Genomic DNA, 23,947 nt, shown 5'->3' with positions numbered 1-23,947 from the left:
TACCTCCTGTCTCTTCCGACAACACTTTTTTATCTGTGAGCTGCACCAACAGCCTCGGTAATGTGTCTAAAGCCGTCCTTTCGAAGCAGCTCACGCAGACCGGCATGTATAGCCCGGTTTACTTCCGGTCCTTCGTAGATTAATGCTGTATAAATTTCAATCAGGCTAGCGCCTGCTTTAATTTTGTCATAGGCATCACGACTGGTAAAAATACCGCCTGATCCAATAATGGGCAGCTTCCCTTCCGTCTGGCGGTACACCCGTCCAATGACCTCTGTGGAACGGTCACGTAGCGGCTTACCACTCAACCCTCCGGTTTCTCTTGCATTTCGATGCGTCAGGCCAGTTCTGGATATCGTCGTGTTCGTCGCAATAATACCATCCACTCCGCTGGCTGCAATCGCATCCGTCATATATTCCAATTCCTCGTCCGATACATCTGGTGCAATTTTGACCAGTACAGACTTGGCTTTACCATACTTTGTGGCCTGAACCCCCATCTCTGCCCGAACCGCTTCCAGTAACGACTTCAGTTCACTGCCATGCTGGAGTTTTCGTAAATCCGGGGTATTGGGCGAACTAATGTTCACTACAAAGAAGTCCGCATACGGATACAGTGCGGAAATACACTTCTCATAGTCCTTATGGGCATCCTCATTTGGCGTGACTTTATTTTTGCCGATATTAACAGCAACCGGTACAGGTCGATGTTTTAGGGTAGCCAAACGTTGGGCCATGCTCTCAGCACCCAGATTGTTAAAGCCCATCCGGTTGACTAATGCCTCATCGGGGGGCAGTCGAAACAAACGGGGCTGATCATTGCCGGGCTGTCCGACAGGTGTCACCGTGCCTACTTCCATAAAACCAAAACCGATGGAAGAAAAACCGGCAACCGCTTCAGCATTTTTATCTAGTCCCGCAGCCAGTCCAATCGGGTTGGGAAAATGAATGCCAAACAGATCAACGGCAAGATCTTCCGTTTCCTTGACTCCATACATCCCTCGCAACGTCGCCGCTCCACCGGGAAGTGAGCCCGCATGTTTTAAGCCGTCAATGACTACATGATGGGCCCTCTCTGGACTCATTTTGAAAAAAACAGGTTTCGCAATCCTTCGATACAACACGATTCATCCACTCCGTTCTATGCCCTTGCACAATCCTAAAAAAACATCTCTACAAAATAGTTTAGCTTTTTCCATACCAAAAAGAAAGTAATTTGCGAGGTCCAATATCAGAACAATTCAGTTGTCATGGAGATGTCATTGAAAATGTATAATCAAACCATTTACAATGGACATAGTAAGACAGGATCTTAGCCCGCAAGAAAAGAGGGATTGCTGATATGAAGACCAAGCGCAAACCGCCCAGTCTGCAAAAGAAAAAGGATGAGGTGAACAAGAAAGCGATTGTATGGACCGCCGTCAGCTTTGTTCTACTCATCATTGTGATTGTTCTGGTCATTGTTTTAGCACAAGCAGGTACTCGTTAAACAACATGTAGCAGTGGCATCAAAACGTTTAATTTAGCCAGTGATAGGTTTTGCGGGGATTCGTCTGGTCGTGCTGCGGCTCACTCGTAAATCGGGAATCAGGTACAAGCACTTGATCAGGCAGTCCCCCGTTACCAATGACCACCTCCGTACCTGAAGGTACGAGTGCAAACAATTCCTCCACGTCCTCCTTCCCCATGCGGACACAACCCAGCGACTCATTTTTGCCGATACTGTCTGGCTCGTTCGTACCATGGATGGCATAATTTGTTGCAGACAGCTGCATACCACGGCTGCCAAACTCACCGTTGGATCTGCCGTTCGGATTTACGACTTTATCGGTAATCACAAATTTCCCTTCCGGTGTTCTTTCTCCGCCCAAACCGATGGGATAGTTGCGAATAATTATATTGCCGCTCACCAATGCTAGCCTGTGCTTGGATTTGTCTATCACAATTCGTAGCGGCTGCCCCAGAAAAGGCCGTCCGTGCAATGACGATGCCAGCAATAAACTTTTTTCAGCCGCTGAGCCATCGCTCGGACCTTCTACCTTCCCTGCTCCCTGTCCTAGAGAAGCAAGTAAATTACGCATAGGTATAAAAGCCTTCTTCATCCCGTCAGTCGTACCGTACATCGTGTTATTGGGAAAATCTCGGGTCAGTTCCTCAAGACTCTGGGGAAGACGTTGATGCTGCGAGCGAAAAGCACGCATGGCGCTGTTCAGCACAGCCAGCTCTTCCTGTCCGGCAGCCCATATTAGACCTTTTATGCGGAGTTTCTCACTGTCCGATGGCTTGCAAGCGCATGCAGCGGCGTCGTAAGACTGAACAGCTAATCCGCCGTTTCCCTTGTTCTGTACACTAAGTAACGGCTTCATGCCTTCTCTCCAGATCAGCCATGCCCCGCTCTGCTCCATGCCCAGCACTGTGGTCTTGGACGGCATTCGGCTCGTCTTTGCTAACATATCCGTAAGCGTTGTTCCAGCCCCACTCCCTTGCCTGGCTTGAGCCGTAAACACACCACCAGCATAAGTCTCACCGTTCTGTGCCCTCTCCCTCGGATCTGCAGTAGCCACTTTAGCAACTTCGAGATGATCAATCGCTGCATGCTCAGTTCCGGACGGAACGGATGCGCTCTCAGGTGAAGTGCTCGGTGAATTTGCTGAAGGGACCCAAATGAGCAGAAGTACCATTAAGGCCGTTAAAAGGTGACGTGTTCGAGCGGTTCTCCGCTCCTTCTCCTTGGACACCTGAACCAGTTTATCCTGATATTCCATCCATACGTCTGCCGGAATCTGTTTATGCTCAAAGGCTTCGAACACTTCCCCTGCACGATTGAAACAATAATTTGCTTTACCCTCCTGACCACTGCTTTCATACTCTTTACCGAGTAAATACCAGGCCATTTTATTATCAGGGTGCTTTTTTACATACGATTTAAGATGAGGCGAATGGTCCATCGGATCCTCCTGATCGTGTAATCTTGCATGCTTACTATTATGTATATCGGTCACAATGGACCTGATGGACAGCACATAAAAAAACAGCACCGTCAGCATGCTTTCACCGTTAGACGGTGAAGGGTACTGTCGGTGCTATGCCTGTCCAAAAAAACTAACTTAACCTTCTTTATTGAACGGTTCGTCTGCAACTTTGATGGAATCTGTAGGGCAACCATCACAAGCATCCTGCATATCATCAAACAGGTCTTCTGAAATCGCTTTGATGCCTTGGTTTGCATCCCCATCAAAGATCACTTCAGCCAAACCTTCATCATCATAATCATAGATGTCTGGTGCTGTAGCGCCGCAGGCTCCGCAAGCAATGCATGTATCTTTTTCTACCCAAGTGTATTTAGCCATAACTTTTCTCTTCCTCCTATACAATCGAACAAACCAGCTTTTGCATTCTATTCACATATTAATACAAACCCAATATTATTACAAATTATTTTCCTTTATCCTTCATGCAAAAAACGCTTATAGCGTGTGTTACTGATACTAACAATAACCCTCCCCGAAGTCATTCTGGAGTGGGCAGATTGTCTTTTTGCAGCGAAGTTCCGCGCAGCTTGGAATTACGAAGAAGTACCGAAGGATCATCTCCCAGCATCCCCGCAGTCAAAATCGCATTTTCACCAAACTTATCACGCAGTGCATCCATCGTTTTCAGTAAACTTTCTTTTTTGGGCTGGTCCTGGTATTCAAATAGATCTAATTGAACAGCCGCTTCCTCCTTAGGAATGAGCTGTTGCAGCGTAATCCCCAACAAACGTACTGGCCTATCCTCTCCCCAATGGCGACGATACAATGCACAAGCTTCCTTATATATCTCTTCTGCACTTTCCGTAGGCGTACTCCTGACTTGAGAACGCGTAAAGGTCTTCATATCCGGGGTCCGAATCGTCAGTTGGATCCCTCCTGCCAGCATACCGTGCCGTCGAAGCCGCCGGGCTACCTGATCACTAATGTTAAGTAGTACCCTTTGGGCTTCTTCCAACTTTACTACATCCATAGGCAGGGTTGTTGTGTGACCGATGGATTTGTTCGGCTCCCGTTCAGTGCTGACTGGAGAATGATTAATTCCATTTGCCGCCAATTTTAACCAAGAACCCGTTACACCAAATATGCTAACTAGCATGTGTTCATCCGCCTTAGCCAGTTGCCCAATGGTGCGAATGTTCATTTGTAGAAGCTTGTCTGCCGTTTTGCGACCCACACCAAACAATTGACCACATGGAAGGTTCCACAAAATGTTGGGTACATCACGCAAACGTAGAACAGATATTCCGCGTGGCTTTTTCAGATCAGAAGCCATTTTGGCCAGCAGTTTGTTGGGCGCTACCCCAATTGAGCAAGGCAAGCCTAGCTCTTCATCAACCCTACGCTGAATTTCCTCGGCAATATCCAAAGGTGTTCCAAACTGCTTGGAACCGGAGATATCTAAATAACACTCATCAATTGAAGTTGCTTCCAGCATAGGCGTATACGAATAAGCAATGCTCATAAATGCTTTGGAATAACGACGGTACAAATGAAAATCAGGTTGTATTACGATGAGCTGCGGACAAATCCGGCGAGCCTGCTGAACAACCATTCCTGTTGAAATGCCCAATCGCCGTGCTTCATAAGAGCAGGTTACAATTACACCTTTGCGTAGCTCACTACTGCCTGCCACTGCGGTAGGCAATCCTTTATATTTTTCCGGCTCCTCCGCTGCATGAACAGAACAATAAAATGCGTTCATATCCACATGCAGAATAACTCGTCCACCAACCGGATAATAAGCACTCACATCCTTCATGCTCAACCCTTCTTTTTAACTGTAAATTCACTCGTTATATCAGGAATACGTCCTTTGATTTTATACTCTGGTTACCCTTGAATGCTATTCCTATTTTACATAAAAAATATAGGTTTTGTGTTCGAAAATGATAATTATATATTACATTTGAAGTCATTAGTTGTTATAATCGACTATCATACGAACATGACAAACTAACGCTTTCCTGTTTTTAAGCGTTAAACAACTAAAATAATTTGCTTAAAAAAGCAGAGCATCACTAATCTGAGCAATCCGCGAAGGAGGAGTCCCTCATGTCCACCGCTATTTCTATCTTTGACACAACGCTGCGAGACGGCACTCAAGGAGAAGGAATTAGCTTGTCTGCTGATGACAAATTGAAAATCGCCAAAAAACTCGATGATCTCGGTGTTCACTATATTGAAGGCGGGATTCCCGGGAGCAACAGCAAGGATATTGAATTTTTCAAACGGGTACAGGAGCTGGGCCTTCAGGCAAAGATTGTCGCCTTCGGCAGCACACGCCGCAAAGATAGCATCGCAGCGCAGGATATCAATCTGCAACGGATTCTGGAATCCGGCGCTCAGGCGGCTACTCTAGTCGGTAAATCATGGGATTTCCATGTACACACTGCTTTACAGACAACACTGGAGGAAAATCTGTCTATGATTTATGACTCTATCGCCTTTTTAAAGCAAGGGGGCATGGAGGTTATTTTCGATGCCGAGCATTTTTTTGACGGATATAAAAACAACCCCGAGTATGCACTCGCCGTTATGAAAAAAGCTGAGGAAGCAGGCGCGGATTGGCTCGTGATGTGTGATACCAACGGCGGTACCCTGCCACATGAAATACAGGAAATTGTTACTACGCTGCAAAGCCAGCTAACGGCACAGTTGGGCATTCACACACACAATGATTGCGAATTGGCAGTAGCCAACTCACTCAGTGCAATTCAAGCAGGCGCAAGGCAGGTCCAAGGTACCATCAATGGCTATGGTGAACGATGTGGTAACGCTAACTTATGCTCCGTCATTCCGAACTTGCAGCTCAAGCTGGGCTACGACTGTCTAGATCCCGAGAAGCTAAAACAACTCCACAATACAGCTCGCTTTGTGAGCGAAGTCGCCAACGTTAATCTGCCTGTAAACCAGCCTTATGTTGGCAATGCTGCTTTTGCCCATAAGGGAGGCATTCACGTGTCAGCTATTCTGCGCGACTCACGAACTTATGAGCACATCGCTCCCGAACTGGTGGGGAACAAGCAGCGGGTCTTGGTCTCCGAACTGGCCGGACAAAGCAACGTTGTATCCAAGGCGCAGGAACTGGGCATCACCCTTGATCCGTCCAGTGATGAGGCACGTGGCGTAATTAGTCGTATCAAAGAACTTGAGCATCAGGGCTATCAGTTTGAAGGCGCAGATGCTTCGCTGGAATTGCTTATTCGTGAAGCCGGCGGTGAGGTGAAGGAAATGTTCACATTTGAATCCTTTAAGGTGCTGGTGGAAAAAACAGCTGGGCGATCTGTCGTCTCCGAGGCCTTCTTAAAGCTGAATGTTGCAGGGACAAGTGTCTATACCGCAGCTGAAGGTAATGGTCCTGTCAACGCACTTGATAACGCACTTCGCAAGGCTCTTTCTCAATATTTCCCAGCCTTGCGAGACATGCATTTGGCTGATTACAAGGTGCGTGTGCTCGACGAAAAAGACGCCACCGCCGCCAAGGTACGCGTGCTCATTGAGTCCAAAAATTATGAGGATGTCTGGAGTAACGTAGGTGTATCCGAAAATGTTATTGAAGCGAGCTGGGAAGCTCTCTTGGACAGCTTCCGTTACGCATTGCTGGAAGCGCCAACTCCAAAAAATGAACAAACAGAGCTTACTCATCACGGTTTAGTTAACCACTAATCAAGTACAAGCATGAGCTACTAAGGTGACTTTGGCAGTCTAAACGGACCCCAAAGTCACTTTATTTTTTGAAGAGCTCTTATTTTACCCTCCAATTCCCTTTCACCGAGCATACCGATTATGATTTCTCGTACCTGTCCATGATGGTCAATCGTTACATGAGTTGGAAAAGCCGCTCCTCCAAATTGTTCAAAAAGTGCTCCTTGTTCATCCAGTAAAATAGGAAATCGAAGAGCCAAAGAACGAGAAAACTTCTGCACATCTTCTAATCGATCATAGCGAGTTACATTGATGCCATACACATCTACATCTTGTTTATATTTACTATACAATTCATTCAGCATAGGCGCTTCTAATCGGCACGGATCGCACCATGAAGCCCAAAAGCTAATAATCATTGCTTTATTCCGCGAAGCCCCTACATCGTAGGACTTGCCGTTTAACCCCTTTAAAATCATAGAAGGAAGCTGTTGCCCAGGTTTGATTCTTTTCATTGCCTCTGCTAAATCCGATTCATTCCCTACATTCTTCTCAATTTCGAACTCTTTCTTACCTTTGTATTTTTCTTCCAATGTCACTTTCACAAGCAGGTTTGCTGCATAGGTCGTGTTTGCAATAACTCCCCATGAAGACCCGACCACCACCAGCACAATTATCGCTTTTATGAAAAGAAATCTTTTCACAGTCTTATCACCTGTCTTTCACATTAATGACCTCTATCCTTCCCATAGGATGCCCATACGGTTCCCACCTCTAATCTTCTAAATCTGAATAGAACGCAAAAAAACAGCAAACCCACGATAATCGTGAACTTGCTGTTATTATGTGGTGTCAGATGTCATGCCTTGCCTTGCACTAAATCAGGCATGGCTTAAATGCGCGTAGATATCTGCCAAATTGGTCACATTACGCTTCAGCATTTCCTGAACATACGCCACCCATAGCTTAGCGGTCATCTTCGCATCCTCTAACGCATGGTGTCGCCCTTCAATCGGAATGGATTGAAATGCCAGCAATTCATCTAAACTATAGGTTTGGTGTTGCTGTGGCTCCAGCCATTTAGCGAGCATCATTGTGTCTAGTACACGGTGAGTTAACTGAACTTTAGATGTTTTCCATAACGCAGCATTTAAAAAGGCCTTATCATGAGCGCTAGCATGCGCTACGAGCACTCGCCCACCTACAAAGGACATAAAGTCATGCAGTCCATTCATAAGCGGCGGAGCTTCATCCGTCATTTCCCGGGTAATCCCAGTCAGCTCCGTAATGTGTTTAGGAATCTCTGTCCGTGGATTAACAAGCGTATAAAACTGCTCTTTTTCCATAATCGTATCCCCGACTACCCGAATCGCTCCGAACGACAAAATCTCATCTCCATGCTGTGCCGAAAAACCCGTCGTCTCCAGATCAAAAACTACCGTCTCCAAACGCTCCAGCGGGGTACGCAATACTTCAGAACGCCGTTGTTCCCGCGTTAAGGACCGAATAAACGCCATCTGCTGAGCCGTAGGAGCCCCCATTACAGATGCGATCGCAGACGGTACTCCTCCTCTGCGGAGAGCACTCCAGAAGCCACCTCCCTGCGCTGGTTCCTTCATGACCTTCTCCCTTCCATAAATCGCAACTGCCTTTGCAGCGCACGATGCAGCCGTCGTACTGTCGAAAGAGCCTCGCGCAGCTCATGCCACCCTTTACCTTGCTTCAGCGGCTTGACAGCCAGATAGCCATTGCTGAGAAGCAATCCATCCTTCTCCTTCACTGGAGTAGCCATTCGAAGCTGAAGTGCGATCCGAAAGGCTCGCTCGCAAGCATCGAGTAAAGGTAATGGTGCCGCTTCAAGTGATGCGAGACGCCTGAGCCTTTTCAGGGTAGAAGTTTCCTCTACACCATGTTGCAATGCCAAAAAACGGACGGCGTTCACCAACGGAATGTATAACCCATATTTCACATCAAAATCGCCTGCATGCTCACCGAACCGCTCGGTAACAATTTGACCTAAAATATTAAGTGTCGCTTTATGCCTTACCGTGTTCCTAAGTACCGCTGAAGGTAAATCGGGATGTTTGCGGAACAACTTATAAAAACTTCGCTTCCATTCTGCAGACAATTGCTCATCGCCTACAATATGTCTCATGTCGGACGAGATAATGAGATAACGAATCGGCTCCCAGGCAAAATCTTCGGACCATTTGGATAGCTGTTCTTGCCATCCAGACAATGTTCGGCGCCACAATGGCTCCGAGCACATCACTTTCCCCTCGCATTTGGGATATCCCAAATACTCTAGCATCGCAGACACTCTGCGACCAAACTCGCTGAAATACAATTCTTTGTCAGCAGACACAAGGTCACTGATAATCATACCGTTATCCTGGTCACTCCACAGCGTCGATTCCGAGCGCCCCATGCTTCCGAAGGCTATAAATGCGTAAGGGACGGGAGGAGGCCCAAAGCCATCCTCAACCATCCCTTTTTCGCACATTTGTACAGCTCTGGCCACGATGCGGTCATGCATTTCATTCGCCGTTCGTAACCAGTCAGATAACGGAGCGGAGGCTTGGGAAGCCAGCAGACATTTCTGAGAATCGATCCTGGCCTGCCTTAACGACTCAGGTGTGTCTGCATGATCAATCGCTTCGGCGGAACTCACCCAAGAGGCCATATTTTGCAGTTCCATACTTCCATCTCCTCCGCTCACCCATACTGGCTCTTTATATTTTACATATTAGCTGACAATTCCAGAACGCTTTTCAGCTTCAGTAACTAACTTCATTTGCTCTGGGTAGCCGTACGTACCGTGTTCACTGATATCAAGTCCCATCGTTTCTTCCTCTTCCGTAACGCGAATCCCCATAATTGCTTTCATCGCACCCAGAATAATGAAGGAAATGACGAATACGAATGCCAAAGTGCCAATCAGTCCAAGCAACTGTACTCCTAATTGCGTAAAACCACCACCATAGAACAGGCCCGATTGACCTACACCTGTTATTTTTACAAGCTCAGGAGTAGCGAACAACCCTGTGGATACCGCGCCCCACATCCCTGCAACCCCATGTACGGAGAAAGCATATACCGGGTCATCTACTCTCGCACGCTCAAACCATTGCGCTGTAAAGAAAGTGACGATTCCTGCAACTGCGCCAATGACCAATGCCGCCCAAGGTGCCACAAAGGCACAAGAACCCGTAATGGCAACCAAGGCTGCCAGCACACCATTTAGCATAGCTGGAATATCTGCTTTTCCGTATACCATCCAAGATACGAGCAATGCGAAAACCCCGCCTGCCGCCGCAGCAATATTTGTAGTCAGGGCTACATATCCAAAGAATCCGTCATTCATCGCAGAAACAGCACTACCTGGGTTAAATCCAAACCAGCCAAACCAGAGAATAATAACACCCAAGATAGAGTACACCTGATTATGACCAGGGATAATGTTCGGCTTGCCATCTTTATTAAACTTGCCCAGACGCGGTTTGAGCAGCAGCGTAGCGACGAGTGCCGCCGTAGCACCTGTCAAATGGACTACTGTTGAACCAGCGTAATCCTGCATTCCCAACTTGCCAAGCCAGCCACCGCCCCATACCCAGTGAGCTACAACTGGATAGATCACGATAGAGAACAAAATACCGAAAATAATGTATACACTTAATTTTGCACGCTCTGCCATCCCCCCGCATGCGATCGAAAGAGATACCGCAGCAAAAGCAAAGTGAAACAAAAACATAATCGTAATTGGAACATCCAAACCTGAAAGAGTATCAAACGATGCAGCAGCATCTGTCCCGCTCATGAAGAAACCCGTCAGCCCCATAAATCCGTTACCACCATCATTGCCGAAGCCGAAGCCAAATCCGAGAGCCCAGAAAGACAAAGCCGCAACACCCGTCGTGAGAATCGTTTTACCAGCGACATGACCCGCATTCTTCATTCGTGTTGAGCCTGCCTCCAGCAATGCAAATCCCGCTTGCATGAAAAACACAAGTATAAATGCCAAGAACGTAAAGGCCGTGTTTAGTCCAGCTTGAAGTTGGATATTTGTGGGTCCGTCAGCAGCGAACGCACCTACAGGAAAAGCCAGAACCGTCAGCATGGCCAATAATACAACTAACCACTTTTTTCTCATGAAGACCACTCCCTCGAATGTTAGGTTTCTTTACATTTCGTGAAATTCTTATTGTCATTATAAGCAGAATACATGAAAGTTGACAAGATTTTTTTTATTATGTTAAAAAAATAAGCCTTTAAATCTTTCATGTCATATTTTCTGACTATATAAATAGCTCGTTTGTGTTCATCAAAAGCATAACGTTTGACTGTATGGTTGAGGATCATGTAAAATATCCTTTATAAACTCTCGGTTTAAGATGTTATTATTGAAGATTGAACGAAGAGCGCGAGGTGAAGACAGATGGGGATATGAAGCTATATCGAATTGGTGAACTAGCCAAAGCGGCTGGTGTCAGCGAACGAACGATTGATTATTACACTAAACTCGGTTTGATCACGCCTGAAGAACGATCATTGAAAAATTATCGGCTTTATAATGATGAAACCTTAAACAGGCTTGAACGTATTAACCAAATGAAACAAGAGAAGTATAGCCTCGAGGAAATCAGACAGACACTGATTAAATGGAACTCCGTTGCAGGAGAAGAGCACGTTACTGACAAACTAACGAGTCTAGAAATGCACATGCAGCGTCTAGAGCGTGAAGTCAATGAACTACAACCTCTTCTCGGACAGCTCAAGCCCGTCCAAGCTCGCAAGCTGCTTACCGGTCTTTTGCCACAAAGCGCTGCTTGTATTGAGGCTTTGAAGTATCTGTTGGAGCATAGTTCTATGATGTAGATACCCGAGCTAGTAGTATGAATAATAATGGAGGGTTGCTTTATGATGGGTATGTATATATTGATTATTCTTGCGTTCGGATTATCCTTATGGGCGCAATTTCGTGTAAAAGGTACGTTTAACAAATGGTCTGATGTTCCAAACGAAAATGGACTGACTGGTTATGATGCAGCTCGGCACATGCTGGATCGTAATGGCTTGCACGATGTGCCTATTGAGCCAGTACCTGGCGCGCTATCTGACCATTATGATCCGATACAACGAGTGGTGCGCTTGTCTGAGCCCGTTTATTACGAAAAATCCATTTCTGCGGTTGCTGTGGCTTGCCATGAAGTCGGTCATGCCATCCAACATAAAGAGCATTATCCTATGCTGGCACTTCGCCACCGGATCTTTCCAATCGTAAACTTTGCTTCCGGGATTGCACCGTTTCTGCTGATTGCCGGTTTCTTATTTAGCTTTACGAACCTGATCGGTTTGGGTATTATCTTCTTCTCGGCTACTGTTGCTTTTCAATTAATTACATTGCCAGTTGAGTTTAATGCTTCTAATCGCGCACGGGAAATCATGGTTTCTGAAGGATTTATCCGTAGTGATGAAGAACGTGGTGTAGCTAAAGTTCTGAATGCTGCTGCATTGACTTATGTGGCCGCAGCACTCGTTTCCTTGCTGGAACTGATCCGCCTAATCGGCATCTTTAACAGCCGGGATTAATCACTTGTATTGCAAAAAGGTTGTTCCTCCGCCAATGACGGTAGAGGAACAACCTTTTTTTCTTGATCTCAAACCCATACACTATACTTAATGCCCTCAATCTGCTTTTGCCTTTTTGTTCGATGTAGCAGCATTACCTTGAAGGCCAAAATATTGCAATAGAAAAGTTCGGAACGATTTGGCGACTAATGGAAGTTTATCATCTCTGCGATGAATCAAGCCAATTGTTCGCGTCACCTCTGGATCAACTATCGACACCCTCGCAGGTTGAAGCGGGTTAGTCTGAAACAGTGCCATTTCAGGCAAAAGACTAACTCCCATCCCCGCAGCTACCAAACCGCGAATCGTATCTGTCTCTTCGCCCTCAAAAGCAATATCCGGCGTAAATCCAGCCTCCAGACAGGCCTGCCAAACAATCGGGCGTAACGAATACCCATCTCTGAACAAGATGAATTTTTCCCCCTTAAGCTGGCTCAATGTGATGTGTTCGGCTGAAGCTAAAGGATGATTAGGTGGGAGAACCGCAAATAGCTCCTCGGTTAATACCACGTCCCCCTCGACATGATCATGTCGATCTGGAAAAGGAGATACAAAAGCCAAATCTACCTCACCCGCTAACACATCACGAATTAAACTCGGGTACATCCCTTGTTTAAATCTGAATTTAACATTGGGATACCTTTTACGGAATTCAGCTACCACCGTAGGAATAAGATGAATTCCCAAACTGTGCGGAAAACCGATACGGATTTCGCCCCCCTCAGGGTCCAAAAACTCATGCACTTCCAAAACAGCCCGCTCCAGATCTTTTATGATCGTTTCCACTCGTTTGCAAAATAGCTGTCCCACTGGCGTAAGCTGCAGATTGCGACCCTTTTGCATAAAAAGATTAACTCCCAGCTCCTCTTCAAGCTGATGAATTTGCCGACTTACCGCAGATTGCGCCACATGTAGCTCCTCGGCCGCCTGAGTGACGTGTTCTTTTTGCGCTACTTTCATGAAGTATTGCAACTGTCGTAATTCCACTCCGATATTCGCTCCAATCTGTTTTTCAACATACGAAAGAAGATGTCCATCGAACATCATCCTCTTTCTTGCCCTGATAACTTACGATAAAGCTGTCTTTAGTGACGTTTGCGCTGGCCAGTCAATCTAATCAACAATCCATAAAAGAAAAACCCACTGAGCAATCCCCCAAAGTGAGCGGTCCAGTTAATGTTCGCTACAGCAAAAGAAAATAGAATACCAAACCCAAGCAGCGTGTACAGCGTTTTGCGCGAAGCATCATCCATCAAGGAACGTTGGAACAAGGCAACGTACAGAAACGCCCCATAGATGCCATAAATCGCTCCTGAGGCTCCTACAGAGACTGTTGTTTCCGCCAGCATGTTGTAATGTGCAATGGACAGTATATTCCCTACAATGCCCGTGACCAGATACAATAACACATATCGTAAGGACCCGAGCAAACGCTCCAGTGGAGGAGCGAATACAAGTATTGCAAAGGAATTAAACAAAAGATGATCAAACCCTGCATGTAAAAACATAGCTGACACATACCGCCACAGCTGGTCAGTGAAGGGCGCCTCATTAATCAAAGCCCCATACCGGATCAGCGTCAAGCTATTTTCCGATCCACCTTGCACGGTCAGTACAATGAACATCACAATATTGATAAGCAAAATCAGACAGGTTACCGGGTAAAACCGCAAATAACTTTTCCAGTTCTCATAACGTAAAAAAATCAAGGCAATCCTTCCTTCATGGGGTGTCTCCACCTTATTCAAATTGGACAATGTCTTTTATAAAAGATTATAATAGATTTCGGCAACGATAACCAATGCCAAAAACCAAAGGAGGCTATTACATATGGCACAAGAACGTACAGGAGTTGCTACTTTTAAAGGCAATCCTTTGACTCTCATAGGTCCTGAACTGAAAATTGGAGATCAGGCGCCTGATTTCAAATTACAGAAAGACTTATTGGAAGCAGCTACGCTTCAAGACTTTGCAGGCAAAGTCAAACTGATTAGCGTTGTCCCTTCTCTAGATACAGGCGTGTGCGATGCACAGACTCGACGTTTCAACCAGGAAGCAGACTCCCTGGGGGATCAAGTTGTGGTACTAACTGTCAGCGTGGATCTGCCTTTCGCTCAAGCACGTTGGTGCGGTGCGGCTGGTATCGATCGCGTATTGACACTGTCCGACTACAAAGATCATTCCTTTGGCGAAGCTTATGGTGTATTCATTAAGGAATTCCATTTGGATCATAGAGCTATTTTTGTCATTGACCAAAATGACAAAATCGCTTACGTAGAATACTTGAGCGAAATGGCCGAGCATCCTGACTATGATCAAGCGATTGCAGCCGTAAAAAAACTCGTCTAAATCAGGACCGAATATTAAAAAAGCGAGTGAAGGATTGCCTTCCTCGCTTTTTTTGATGTTTGTATACCACATCACTGCTCCCACAACCTGCTATTACTGTACGACCTTATAAGCAGACAGCTTATTGTCGATCATAGCGAACAGTTGCAAAATAATGCGGTAATTCGCACCCAAGTCCCCTAACGATCCGCGTGAAGCAGAATAAATATCCACCGCACTTCGAACTGGCGAGACAGATAAAATCGAAACGGTAATGTCGACGGTTCTGCCGAAGGCCGTTCGCTTCTCCAACGTAATCTCACCTACGGATGCTACCTCATGGAGTACCTTATAGCCAGGAATCTTTTTCAGGATAGATGATACTTCTTCCCAAGCCTTGTCTCTCGATAAGTTATAATAGCGTGTCTTCATTTGGGGGTCCTTGACCCGGTCGCTTGTACCTTCTTGGCTGCGCACAATCCCTACCAGAGTCCTCTTCAACGACAAGACATTTCCTCCTTCACGATAATCGCTACCTAACATACGACACATCGGCTTCCTCTGCTGCAAGCGCTTTATATAACACGATAAACAACCGAAAATGAGTCCGATCATGCCTGTGGTATACGACCTTAGTACCTCATGTCTTAGTTTAACATTGTTGCATACAAAAAACACCCTGTTTCTGCATAAGCAGTATCAGAGTGTGCTCGTTACATTATGGAGTACCCGCCGATGCCGTCCGACCATAGCGTCTTCTGAACCTGCTTTAGCAGGTGGGTGACCGCAGAATAAACTTTTGAAGTCCCCTTGTCAGCAATTGACAGGGCTTTTCAGCTATTCATTCGTATAGATCTCCCTAGACATTGTCATTGGTTCAAAACAACAAATGACCGTAACGTGCATCGCAGGATGTGACCTTATTATAGCGCTTCTCACTTAGAAAGTAAATGCTAGGAGAAATATGTTTTATTTTTAGAGGTTATTACTTTTCTTGTCTTCAATGGTTGTCTTTTCCTCGTCTTTCTGTTTCATCTTCTCCATTTGATCCTGCATTTTGAGGAAGGTTCCGTAAAAATTAAAAAAAGCGAACCATGCAACTACACTGCCGATGAAGAATAAGAAAAGCACGGGATATTTAACTCCAATGTATATCACAACGGCGCTGCCGAGCATGGTAGAAAATACACGGAAGGGTCGAATCAGCGTCAATAAAACCGCATTTTTAATAATTTGTCCGGTAGACATATGATAATGAGCTACCATCGAAAAGAAGTTAAACATAGACACAAGCAAAATAATAATGAGGATCAGCATGATAACGCCCACGATTTGCAAGTTGCTGAGCTGTGTCATATATACAGTGTAATCCACATACATGACGACAAACAATAGCGTGTAAAAGATACCCCCAATCAGACTCTGCTTATAGTTCTCTTTATATCCTTTAAAGAAGGTACGAAACACACCTGTATCGGTATCGCCCATCACCCATTTGCGAACCACTGTGAACAAAGCTGATGTTGCTGGAAATAAAGTAAGCGGTGCCAAAATAGCCATCGCCCAGTTCATTTGTAACGATTCATTCGCCAGATTCTGATTCATAACCAGTAATTTCAGTATGAGACAGAATACAAAAGGCGATGAACATAACACCCACAACAAATTGCTAGCCGCCAGCCGGGTAATCCATTCGGTAAGGCGGTAAATCCCCCCCATAGCTCCTTTAAATTCCAATGTTAGTCTCTCCCTCCGCAAGCCTTGGCAGTTCCAAGACTTATGTTGCTATGCCTGTTAATTCCGGCTCTTGACTCTATCATACCGTATTTCAGCCCTAAAGCGCCAGTGAAATCCATACGAGGTCCGTTAAAGCAGATCCCTTAAACTTCATACATACTGATCTCAAAAAAAAGTCGAAGCTAACATCAGCTTCGACTTTTTATTCATTCATTTCTTATTATTCGGAAGAGGAATCTTCACGTCTTGCAGGACGGCGAGTTTCACCATTGCTGCTTGGGCGTGGTTTGCGATCTCCACTATAGCGGCTTCCGGAATCACGGTTGTAGCCACCGCCTTCTTTGCCACGGTTGTAACCGCCGTATCCACCTTTACTGCCGCTGCCGCCACGGTTGGAATTGTAACCACCGTTGCTGCGTCCACTATAGTTGGAAGGCTTGCGTCCGCCAGAACGCACGTCTGGTTTACGACGTTTTGCACGAATCGGATCTTCCGGAGTCAGCTCAATAGATGCCTCTCTCTTCTCTCCAGTCATCAGCTTCAGAGCTGCGGAGAGGAGTTGTACAGAATCATATTGCTCCAGCATTTGAATAGCCAAACCTTTGTACTCGTTCAGCTCACCTTTTTCCACAACCTCCAGAAGGCGTTCTGCGATGATACGTTGTTTGCCTTCCAGAGCTTCTGCCAATGTTGGGAGAGGCTTACGTGGAATGCGGTGACGTGTTACACGCTCAATGAAATGCAAATGGTCAATTTCACGAGGCGTTACGAATGACCATGCTTCCCCTTCTTTACCCGCACGTCCAGTACGTCCGATACGGTGAACATAGCTCTCTGGATCTTGCGGAAGGTCAAAGTTCACAACGTGAGTTACGCCGGAAACGTCCAAACCACGGGCAGCAACGTCAGTCGCTACGAGTACGTCAATACTTCCGTCACGGAATTTACGCATAACAGCATCACGCTGGTTTTGGGACAAGTCACCATGCAAACCATCTGCGGAATAACCACGTTTTTGCAGAGCTTCAGCCAGCTCGTCTACCCGGCGCTTAGTGCGACCGAATACGATAGCAAGTTCTGGAGATTCCATGTCGATCAAACGGCTTAATGCTTCGAATTTTTGACGCTCAGGAACTTCAATATAGGCCTGATCAATCAGCGGAGCGCTAACTTGTTTAGGAATAACGGATACATGCTCAGGATCTTTAAGAAATTGCTCAGCCAATCTTTTAATGTTAGGAGGCATTGTAGCCGAGAACAGCATCGTTTGACGCTCGTCCGGAACCTGCTTCAGAATGGACTGAATATCTTCCATGAAGCCCATATCCAGCATTTCATCTGCTTCATCCAAAACAACGGTGTTTACGTCTTCCAGCTTAATGGTTTTACGATTAATGTGATCGAGCAAACGTCCTGGTGTACCAATAATAATTTGAGGTTTCTTTTTCAAAGCGCGAATCTGGCGTACGATATCTTGTCCACCATAAATCGGCAAAGTGCGAAGACCTTTAAAGCGGGAGAGTTTTTCGATTTCTTCAGCCACCTGAATAGCAAGCTCACGTGTTGGAGCCATAATCAGGGCTCTGATTTTTTCATCGTTTTTAGAAATTTTATTGATCATCGGAATACCAAACGCAGCGGTTTTACCCGTACCTGTTTGGGCTTGACCAATCATGTCTTTCCCTTGCAATGCAATCGGGATGGATTTGGATTGAATAGGTGTTGCTTCTTCGAACCCCAGCTCCGTAATCGCCTGAATTACCTTCGGTTCAAGATCAAATTCTGCAAATGTCGTCAAATTTATTCAAACTCCTTCATAATGGTGGATGTGGTGGACAATCCACAATGTTGTCTGTATTCTTAAGTAGCGATATTATTGTATAAGTTTTCCCCAATACAGTGACAGTTTATTTAACTCTATAACTGCATCTTTTTGTAATGAATTCGGGGAACCCTATCCGATACATCTTAAACGAATTTACCCTTTTTAAAACAGTTTAAATTTTAAGTGTTTCTCTGGACATAGGTCCCTACTCAAGAATATCCACATCGCATTATAGCACAGAACAATTCATGAATACCAGTAAGTTGCTTTCTGTATAATTAAAATGAGGTGAAAAAAAGTTGTTAAAAATAGTGTTAAACTGCTTAACTGTTATTCTGGGAGCCGCTGCCATAGCATGCGGTTTTAATCTGTTTCTCGTCCCACATCACTTGCTGAGCGGGGGAGTAGCCGGACTTTCCATGCTAATTGGCTATTTCACAAAATTTGATATCAGCACCATGTATTTTATCATCAATATCCCGATGCTTATTGCAGGCTGGTTTATTTTAGGCAAGCGTTTTATTAGTCTGAGCATTCTATCGGTTATCGTTACCACGTGGATTTTGGCCTGGGTACCCGTACATTCTGTTGTGTCTGATCCCCTGTTGGCCTCTGTCTTTGGAGGGGTCATGGTAGGCATTGGAGTGGGAATTTCCTTTCGGGTAGGAGGGTCTACAGGCGGTTTTGACATTATCGGTTCCATCGTCACCACTTATCGGGACTTCCCCGTCGGAACTGTACTTGTAGGCATGAATGGACTGGTCATTCTCGCAGCGGGATATTTGAACGATGATTGGAATATTGCACTGGCTTCCATGTTATCCATTTTTGTGACTGGTAAAGTGTTGGATCAAATCTATGTAAGTCATACGAAGATCACCGTCTACATCATTACAGAGCACACTGACAAGCTACTCAGCCGAATGTTGACCACGCCACGAGGTGTCAGCAAAATAAAAATTGAAGGTGCATTTTCACATACCGAAAAGGACATGCTGATGACTGTTACGACACGCTACGAGCTTGTTGAATTAAAACGTATTATTAGGGAAGTAGACCCTTCTGCTTTTGTCAATATTGTGGAAACGGTTGGAGTAATGGGTTCATTCCGCCGAAGATAAGCACAAACCCAAGTGTCAAAATACTTTTTTTGTGGTACACTATACGTGCGCTGTTCCCATAGTATATAAAGACCAGCTTTACCTGCTATTTCACAGGCACTTTGCTTTTCCGAATCGTATTGAATGATTCTTTTGGAATGATTCCGAGCAGGAAAGGGTGATTTTTGTGGAAATGGAAACGGTAAAACTGTCCGACATTGTCTTAAGATGGTACCCGGAAATGCTCCCTTCTCTCAAAAAGAATGAGCTAAACTCGATGATTGTGCTTCGAGACGGGTTGTCCATACTCAAGCCAACGGATGCGCTTGAAATTATTCAGTACAGTATTTGTGAGCACCAAGACAATAACTATCTTCAATAAATCTTTTTGCCAAATGCCGCTTCTTCCGGTTGCATCCACAACCGTGAAGAGAGCGGCATTAATTATGCCTATTTACGGATTCATCGATCGATAGTTAGGTTAATCATGTAAGACTATGCCTGATGATGCCAGTATTGGTTACAAGCGTGTTGTTTTTTCAATCCATGACTTTACGTATAATCAGGTAAGCGCCATACATAAGGGAGAGAGTTAGGAAATGAATATGATTTGGGCAATTATGCTATTAGCAATGGGAATAGGCGGAAATGGGAACCCGTCAGCCACCGCTCCAAATGTAAAAGATACGGTGGCAACGACAATTAGCAGTGCCATGATCCAGGCACAACACAGTAATACAAAGGTAGATGCCTCCAATCCGCCGGTTAAAATTGACCCACAGCCGACCGCGCCAGCTATTAAGGGCATCTATGTCACAGCCTATAGTGCAGGCGGTTCACGTATGACCCAGCTACTCGAATTGCTGGACAAGACAGAGCTCAATTCCATGGTTATCGATATTAAAGACGATGCAGGTTACATTACTTATCCAACGACCAACCCCGAGCTTCTGAAATTGGGCAAGCCACAAAAATTCATTCAGGATATTTCCGGCTTGATGGACCGTTTGAAAAAACATAATGTTTATCCGATTGCCCGTATTGTTGTATTTAAAGATACGGTACTGGCCAACAAAAATCCTGAGATGTCCTTCCGCAATGCTGACGGCTCTGTTTGGAAAAACGGCAAGGGAGATGGGTTCGTCAATCCCTATAATAAAGAAGTATGGGATTATAATATCGCCATTGCTAAGGAAGCAGCAAAACTCGGTTTTAAGGAAATCCAATTTGACTATGTACGTTTTCCTGAGGGCTTTGAAAAAAGAGCAGACAAACTGAAATATACCAAATCCGATCAGTCCCGCTCGGATACAGTCGCTGAATTCGTACAGTATGCCCGCAAAGAGCTTGCTCCATTAGGTGTGAGGGTATCGGTAGATATTTTCGGATATGCCGCATCCGTTCCTGCTGCCGAGGGTATCGGACAGGATTTCACTAAAATCTCTGAAAACGTGGATGTCATTTCACCGATGGTTTATCCAAGTCACTACACAACAGGCTGGTTCGGTGTAAAGGACCCAGATAAAAACCCCTACCAGACGATCAAAGGCTCCATGGTCGATACACACAAAAAACTGGATCCTACAGGCAAGCTAAAGCCAATTATTCGTCCATGGATTCAGGATTTTACCGCAAGTTGGTTGGGAAGCGGGCATTATGCCAAATATGGGAAAACACAAGTCGAGGATCAAATTCGCGCGCTTAAGGACATGAAGGTGGACGAATATTTACTCTGGAATGCCACTAACCGCTATACAAGCGGAGTAACCTACAAATAACTATCCCTCTGAACTTCTCTTTATTTTATATGAATGTTAGAACTTATATCTTTATATCGAAGACTGCCCCGTTGTTTGACGAACGGATGCAGTCTTTTTTATTACTGTTCAATTGTTACAGTATCCCTTACAATAAAATTTACATGTTATGATATATACAAATAATCAAACCCTAGTAAATGAGGATAACAAAAATGCAATTGACTCTAACCATGGGACAGAAATGGAAGCAGCTTTTTTACATTTTGCTCCCTATTCTGATTACCCAGCTTGCACTATCTGCCATGACTTTTTTTGATACGAATATGTCGGGACACTTTTCCCCTGCCGATCTGGCCGGAGTAGCTATCGGAGTAAGCCTATGGGTTCCTGTACAAACAGGCCTTAATGGCATACTTATGGCTATTACCCCCATTGTATCCCAATTGGTGGGTGCACAGCGCAAAGATAAAGTCTCCTACTATGTCATTCAGGCTCTTTGGCTGTCTCTCGCCCTATCCATCGTCGTTTTAATTGCTGGCACCATTTTGGTAAAGCCTATTTTAAACGGTATGAATCTGGAATTGAGAGTTCATAATGTGGCTCTGTACTATCTTTGTGCGATGGCCTTCGGTGTTGTCCCTCTATTTGCCTATACTGTGCTTCGAAGCTTTATGGATGCACTGGGACAAACCCGTTTTACGATGTTCATTACGCTCATGTCATTGCCCATCAATGTTTTATTGAACTATCTACTTATTTATGGTAACTGGGGTTTCCCCCGTTTGGGGGGTGTAGGCTCCGGGGTAGCAACGGCTACCACCTACTGGATTATTATGCTGGTCGCTGGTATTACTGCACATCGGGGAAAAATATTTGCTGAATACCGAATCTTCAGCAAAATATACGGGATTGCAGCCAGTGCTTTAAAAGAGCTTATCAAGATCGGGGTACCTATTGGATTTGCTATATTTTTTGAGACTGCCGTCTTTTCGGCTGTCACGCTCTTCATGAGCAGCTATAACACAGCTACCATAGCCGCTCATCAGGCAGCCATGAACTTTGCATCTACGCTGTATATGATTCCACTCAGTATTTGCATGGCACTTACGATTCTGGTCGGTTTTGAAACCGGAGCTGCTCGTCCACGAGATGCCAAAACTTATAGCGTAATGGGCATTAGCAGCGCTGTAGGTCTATCATTGATTACAGCTATTGTATTGCTCATTTGGGGTGAACAGGTCGCTCGGCTTTACTCTACCGACCCGCAGGTCATTCAATTGGCCCAGCACTTTTTAATCTATGCGATTTTCTTTCAGATCTCTGATGCTGTCGCTACACCGACACAAGGAGCGCTACGTGGGTATAAAGATGTCAATCCGGCCTTTTTACTCACTTTCCTGTCCTATTGGGTGATCGGGCTTCCTGTAGGGTATATACTCGCACGCTGGACCACATGGGGGCCTTATGGCTACTGGATTGGCTTGATTACAGGTCTGGCCGTAGGCGCTATTTTACTTCTTTGGCGCTTGGTGAGAGTGCAACATCGTTTTGCTGAACAAAAAAAACACGCAAAGGCTGTTTAGTCTTTGCGTGTCTCGATTACATATGCTACACCTGCAGTTATTCGTTTTTTCTCTACGATAGCCACCTCTTTTAACTCGGGGGGATATAAAAAGTGTCTCTCCACATGTTGATCCATTTCCTCAAATGCCTGTTGTTCATTCTCAGCAGCAAGAATGACGGTCAAAGCTCCTTCCGAACTGTCTACTTCCATTTTAAATAAATACATATTTGATTACCTCCTGGCCCTATTCAAAGCTAAAAAAATAGCGGATGACTCAGGTCATCCGCATAATTTAAATCTTTCCCCATTTCAGAACCAATCTTACTAAACGTAAAGGTTCTTATTATTGGGACAAGCGCAAAGCCAACTCATAAAGCTCCATGTTGAAATCTTTTTTGGTGCTTACAACCTTGCCAATATCTGTAGCTACCAGCTTACCGTCGATCGTACCGCAAGCTTTGTCAGATACACCCTCAATCAATTGACGAACAGCGAAGTCACCCAAACGGCTTGCCAGGTTGCGGTCAAATGCGGTTGGTGTACCTCCACGTTGAATATGTCCAAGCACAGTAACACGAGGTTCATAATCCGGACAGTTTTCTTGGATTACTTTTGCTACTGTTTCGCCTTTGCCTACACCCTCAGCAACGATAATGATACTGTGGCGTTTGCCATGTTTGAAGTTTTGCTTCATTCGATCGGATACTTCATTCAGGTCAAATTCTACCTCAGGTACCAAGATCGTTTCTGCACCGGAAGCCAGACCCGCATGGAGAGCAATATCGCCACAGTGGCGTCCCATAACTTCCACGATGGAAGAACGTTCATGGGAAGACATCGTATCACGCAGCTTGTTGATTGCGTCCACTACAATACTAACCGCCGTATCAAAACCAATAGTGTAGTCTGTGAAGGAAATATCATTGTCAATTGTTCCTGGAAGACACATAGTTTTGATGCCTTGCTTGGTCAGCTTGTTAGCTCCTTGGTAAGAACCATCGCCACCGATGACGACTACGCCGTCAATTCCACGATTACGCAAAATTTCAGCGCCACGCTTCTGACCTTCTTCAGTTGTAAACTCCAGGCATCTTGCAGATTGAAGTACAGTACCCCCACGTTGGATAATATCTCCGACGCTTCTCAGGTCCATTGGAAAAATATCATCGTTCAAAAGGCCTTGATATCCACGTTGAATCCCGAATACTTCCAATCCAAAATACAAGCCACTGCGCACAACGGCGCGAACTGCCGCGTTCATCCCTTGTGAATCTCCACCACTTGTTAGTACTGCAATTTTCTTAACTGCTGTCATGATTTATGACCTC

24 protein-coding genes and 1 other RNA gene are annotated in these 23,947 nt (G+C 45.2%); 9 read left to right on the top strand and 16 right to left on the bottom strand.

Going from position 1 to position 23,947, the window contains the following annotated elements:
* Positions 1–29: 29 nt before the first annotated feature.
* Positions 30–1,124, bottom strand: coding sequence for a quinone-dependent dihydroorotate dehydrogenase (locus ACN6NF_RS08690; protein WP_474316861.1), 1,095 nt, complete (start codon positions 1,122–1,124; stop codon positions 30–32).
* A 218-nt stretch (positions 1,125–1,342) separates the two neighbouring features.
* Between ACN6NF_RS08690 and ACN6NF_RS08685 the strand changes: the two genes are divergently transcribed.
* The gene (locus ACN6NF_RS08685; RefSeq protein WP_013370508.1) at positions 1,343–1,489 is read left to right on the top strand and encodes a hypothetical protein; all 147 of its coding nucleotides are present in this window, start codon (positions 1,343–1,345) and stop codon (positions 1,487–1,489) included.
* A gap of 28 nt (positions 1,490–1,517) precedes the next feature.
* On the opposite strand, the gene ACN6NF_RS08680 is transcribed toward ACN6NF_RS08685, so the two are convergent.
* The 3 genes from ACN6NF_RS08680 to ACN6NF_RS08670 form a co-directional block, all read right to left on the bottom strand.
* Positions 1,518–2,948: a L,D-transpeptidase gene (locus tag ACN6NF_RS08680; RefSeq protein ID WP_474316858.1), complete on the bottom strand. Its 1,431-nt coding sequence runs from the start codon at positions 2,946–2,948 to the stop codon at positions 1,518–1,520.
* A 159-nt stretch (positions 2,949–3,107) separates the two neighbouring features.
* Positions 3,108–3,350, bottom strand: a complete 243-nt coding sequence (locus ACN6NF_RS08675; protein WP_430191205.1) for a ferredoxin — start codon at positions 3,348–3,350, stop codon at positions 3,108–3,110.
* A gap of 160 nt (positions 3,351–3,510) precedes the next feature.
* The gene (locus ACN6NF_RS08670; protein ID WP_474316855.1) at positions 3,511–4,791 is read right to left on the bottom strand and encodes a DNA polymerase IV; all 1,281 of its coding nucleotides are present in this window, start codon (positions 4,789–4,791) and stop codon (positions 3,511–3,513) included.
* A gap of 293 nt (positions 4,792–5,084) precedes the next feature.
* On the opposite strand from ACN6NF_RS08670, the gene cimA reads away from it, so the two are divergent.
* Positions 5,085–6,698, top strand: a complete 1,614-nt coding sequence (gene cimA, locus ACN6NF_RS08665; RefSeq protein ID WP_474316852.1) for a citramalate synthase — start codon at positions 5,085–5,087, stop codon at positions 6,696–6,698.
* 56 nt (positions 6,699–6,754) lie between these two features.
* Here the strand turns inward: cimA and ACN6NF_RS08660 are convergent, their stop codons facing one another.
* The 4 genes from ACN6NF_RS08660 to ACN6NF_RS08645 form a co-directional block, all read right to left on the bottom strand.
* Positions 6,755–7,381, bottom strand: coding sequence for a TlpA family protein disulfide reductase (locus ACN6NF_RS08660; protein ID WP_474316850.1), 627 nt, complete (start codon positions 7,379–7,381; stop codon positions 6,755–6,757).
* A gap of 177 nt (positions 7,382–7,558) precedes the next feature.
* Positions 7,559–8,296, bottom strand: a complete 738-nt coding sequence (locus tag ACN6NF_RS08655) for an exonuclease domain-containing protein (protein ID WP_474316848.1) — start codon at positions 8,294–8,296, stop codon at positions 7,559–7,561.
* On the bottom strand, positions 8,293–9,375 hold the full coding sequence (locus ACN6NF_RS08650) for a DUF294 nucleotidyltransferase-like domain-containing protein (RefSeq protein ID WP_474316845.1): 1,083 nt from the start codon (positions 9,373–9,375) through the stop codon (positions 8,293–8,295). The genes ACN6NF_RS08655 and ACN6NF_RS08650 overlap by 4 nt, the downstream gene beginning before the upstream one ends.
* A gap of 48 nt (positions 9,376–9,423) precedes the next feature.
* A complete protein-coding gene (locus ACN6NF_RS08645) occupies positions 9,424–10,827 on the bottom strand; it encodes an ammonium transporter (RefSeq protein WP_474316843.1) in 1,404 nt (467 codons plus the stop codon).
* A 293-nt stretch (positions 10,828–11,120) separates the two neighbouring features.
* Between ACN6NF_RS08645 and ACN6NF_RS08640 the strand changes: the two genes are divergently transcribed.
* Positions 11,121–11,552, top strand: coding sequence for a MerR family transcriptional regulator (locus tag ACN6NF_RS08640; protein ID WP_023988024.1), 432 nt, complete (start codon positions 11,121–11,123; stop codon positions 11,550–11,552).
* 42 nt (positions 11,553–11,594) lie between these two features.
* The gene (locus ACN6NF_RS08635; RefSeq protein WP_013370498.1) at positions 11,595–12,266 is read left to right on the top strand and encodes a zinc metallopeptidase; all 672 of its coding nucleotides are present in this window, start codon (positions 11,595–11,597) and stop codon (positions 12,264–12,266) included.
* 96 nt (positions 12,267–12,362) lie between these two features.
* Here the strand turns inward: ACN6NF_RS08635 and gltC are convergent, their stop codons facing one another.
* Both gltC and ACN6NF_RS08625 read right to left on the bottom strand, forming a co-directional pair.
* Positions 12,363–13,292, bottom strand: a complete 930-nt coding sequence (gene gltC / locus ACN6NF_RS08630; RefSeq protein ID WP_474317546.1) for a glutamate biosynthesis transcriptional regulator GltC — start codon at positions 13,290–13,292, stop codon at positions 12,363–12,365.
* A 98-nt stretch (positions 13,293–13,390) separates the two neighbouring features.
* Positions 13,391–14,014, bottom strand: a complete 624-nt coding sequence (locus ACN6NF_RS08625; protein WP_016819731.1) for a rhomboid family intramembrane serine protease — start codon at positions 14,012–14,014, stop codon at positions 13,391–13,393.
* Between the two features lie 121 nt (positions 14,015–14,135).
* On the opposite strand from ACN6NF_RS08625, the gene tpx reads away from it, so the two are divergent.
* Positions 14,136–14,654 carry a thiol peroxidase gene (gene tpx / locus ACN6NF_RS08620; RefSeq protein ID WP_013370495.1) on the top strand — a complete coding sequence of 173 codons (519 nt, stop codon included), beginning with the start codon at positions 14,136–14,138 and terminating at the stop codon, positions 14,652–14,654.
* A 93-nt stretch (positions 14,655–14,747) separates the two neighbouring features.
* On the opposite strand, the gene ACN6NF_RS08615 is transcribed toward tpx, so the two are convergent.
* From ACN6NF_RS08615 to cshA, 4 genes are all read right to left on the bottom strand, one after another.
* Positions 14,748–15,140 carry a DUF1499 domain-containing protein gene (locus tag ACN6NF_RS08615; RefSeq protein ID WP_474316839.1) on the bottom strand — a complete coding sequence of 131 codons (393 nt, stop codon included), beginning with the start codon at positions 15,138–15,140 and terminating at the stop codon, positions 14,748–14,750.
* A 215-nt stretch (positions 15,141–15,355) separates the two neighbouring features.
* Positions 15,356–15,550: non-coding RNA, 6S RNA (gene ssrS / locus ACN6NF_RS08610), on the bottom strand.
* Between the two features lie 58 nt (positions 15,551–15,608).
* Complete coding sequence (locus ACN6NF_RS08605; protein ID WP_474316837.1) at positions 15,609–16,370, bottom strand: YesL family protein; 762 nt, start codon at positions 16,368–16,370, stop codon at positions 15,609–15,611.
* 220 nt (positions 16,371–16,590) lie between these two features.
* Positions 16,591–18,168 (bottom strand): degradosome RNA helicase CshA, encoded by a 1,578-nt coding sequence (gene cshA, locus ACN6NF_RS08600; RefSeq protein ID WP_013370492.1) that lies wholly within the window; start codon positions 18,166–18,168, stop codon positions 16,591–16,593.
* Between the two features lie 326 nt (positions 18,169–18,494).
* On the opposite strand from cshA, the gene ACN6NF_RS08595 reads away from it, so the two are divergent.
* From ACN6NF_RS08595 to ACN6NF_RS08580, 4 genes are all read left to right on the top strand, one after another.
* Positions 18,495–19,316 carry a YitT family protein gene (locus tag ACN6NF_RS08595; protein WP_474316835.1) on the top strand — a complete coding sequence of 274 codons (822 nt, stop codon included), beginning with the start codon at positions 18,495–18,497 and terminating at the stop codon, positions 19,314–19,316.
* A 172-nt stretch (positions 19,317–19,488) separates the two neighbouring features.
* Positions 19,489–19,677, top strand: a complete 189-nt coding sequence (locus ACN6NF_RS08590; protein WP_014599634.1) for a hypothetical protein — start codon at positions 19,489–19,491, stop codon at positions 19,675–19,677.
* Between the two features lie 217 nt (positions 19,678–19,894).
* Positions 19,895–21,073 (top strand): putative glycoside hydrolase, encoded by a 1,179-nt coding sequence (locus tag ACN6NF_RS08585; protein ID WP_474316833.1) that lies wholly within the window; start codon positions 19,895–19,897, stop codon positions 21,071–21,073.
* A gap of 194 nt (positions 21,074–21,267) precedes the next feature.
* On the top strand, positions 21,268–22,638 hold the full coding sequence (locus tag ACN6NF_RS08580; protein WP_474316831.1) for an MATE family efflux transporter: 1,371 nt from the start codon (positions 21,268–21,270) through the stop codon (positions 22,636–22,638).
* Here the strand turns inward: ACN6NF_RS08580 and ACN6NF_RS08575 are convergent.
* Positions 22,635–22,844 carry a DUF3906 family protein gene (locus ACN6NF_RS08575; protein WP_474316829.1) on the bottom strand — a complete coding sequence of 70 codons (210 nt, stop codon included), beginning with the start codon at positions 22,842–22,844 and terminating at the stop codon, positions 22,635–22,637. The two genes, ACN6NF_RS08580 and ACN6NF_RS08575, sit on opposite strands and share 4 nt — an antisense overlap.
* 118 nt (positions 22,845–22,962) lie before the next feature.
* On the bottom strand, positions 22,963–23,934 hold the full coding sequence (gene pfkA, locus ACN6NF_RS08570; RefSeq protein WP_016819724.1) for a 6-phosphofructokinase: 972 nt from the start codon (positions 23,932–23,934) through the stop codon (positions 22,963–22,965).
* Positions 23,935–23,947: the final 13 nt, after the last annotated feature.

This window comes from Paenibacillus sp. TSM33, from assembly GCF_056099025.1.
Note: the sequence above shows the minus strand (reverse complement) of the source record. Positions and strands in the feature narration are given on the sequence as shown.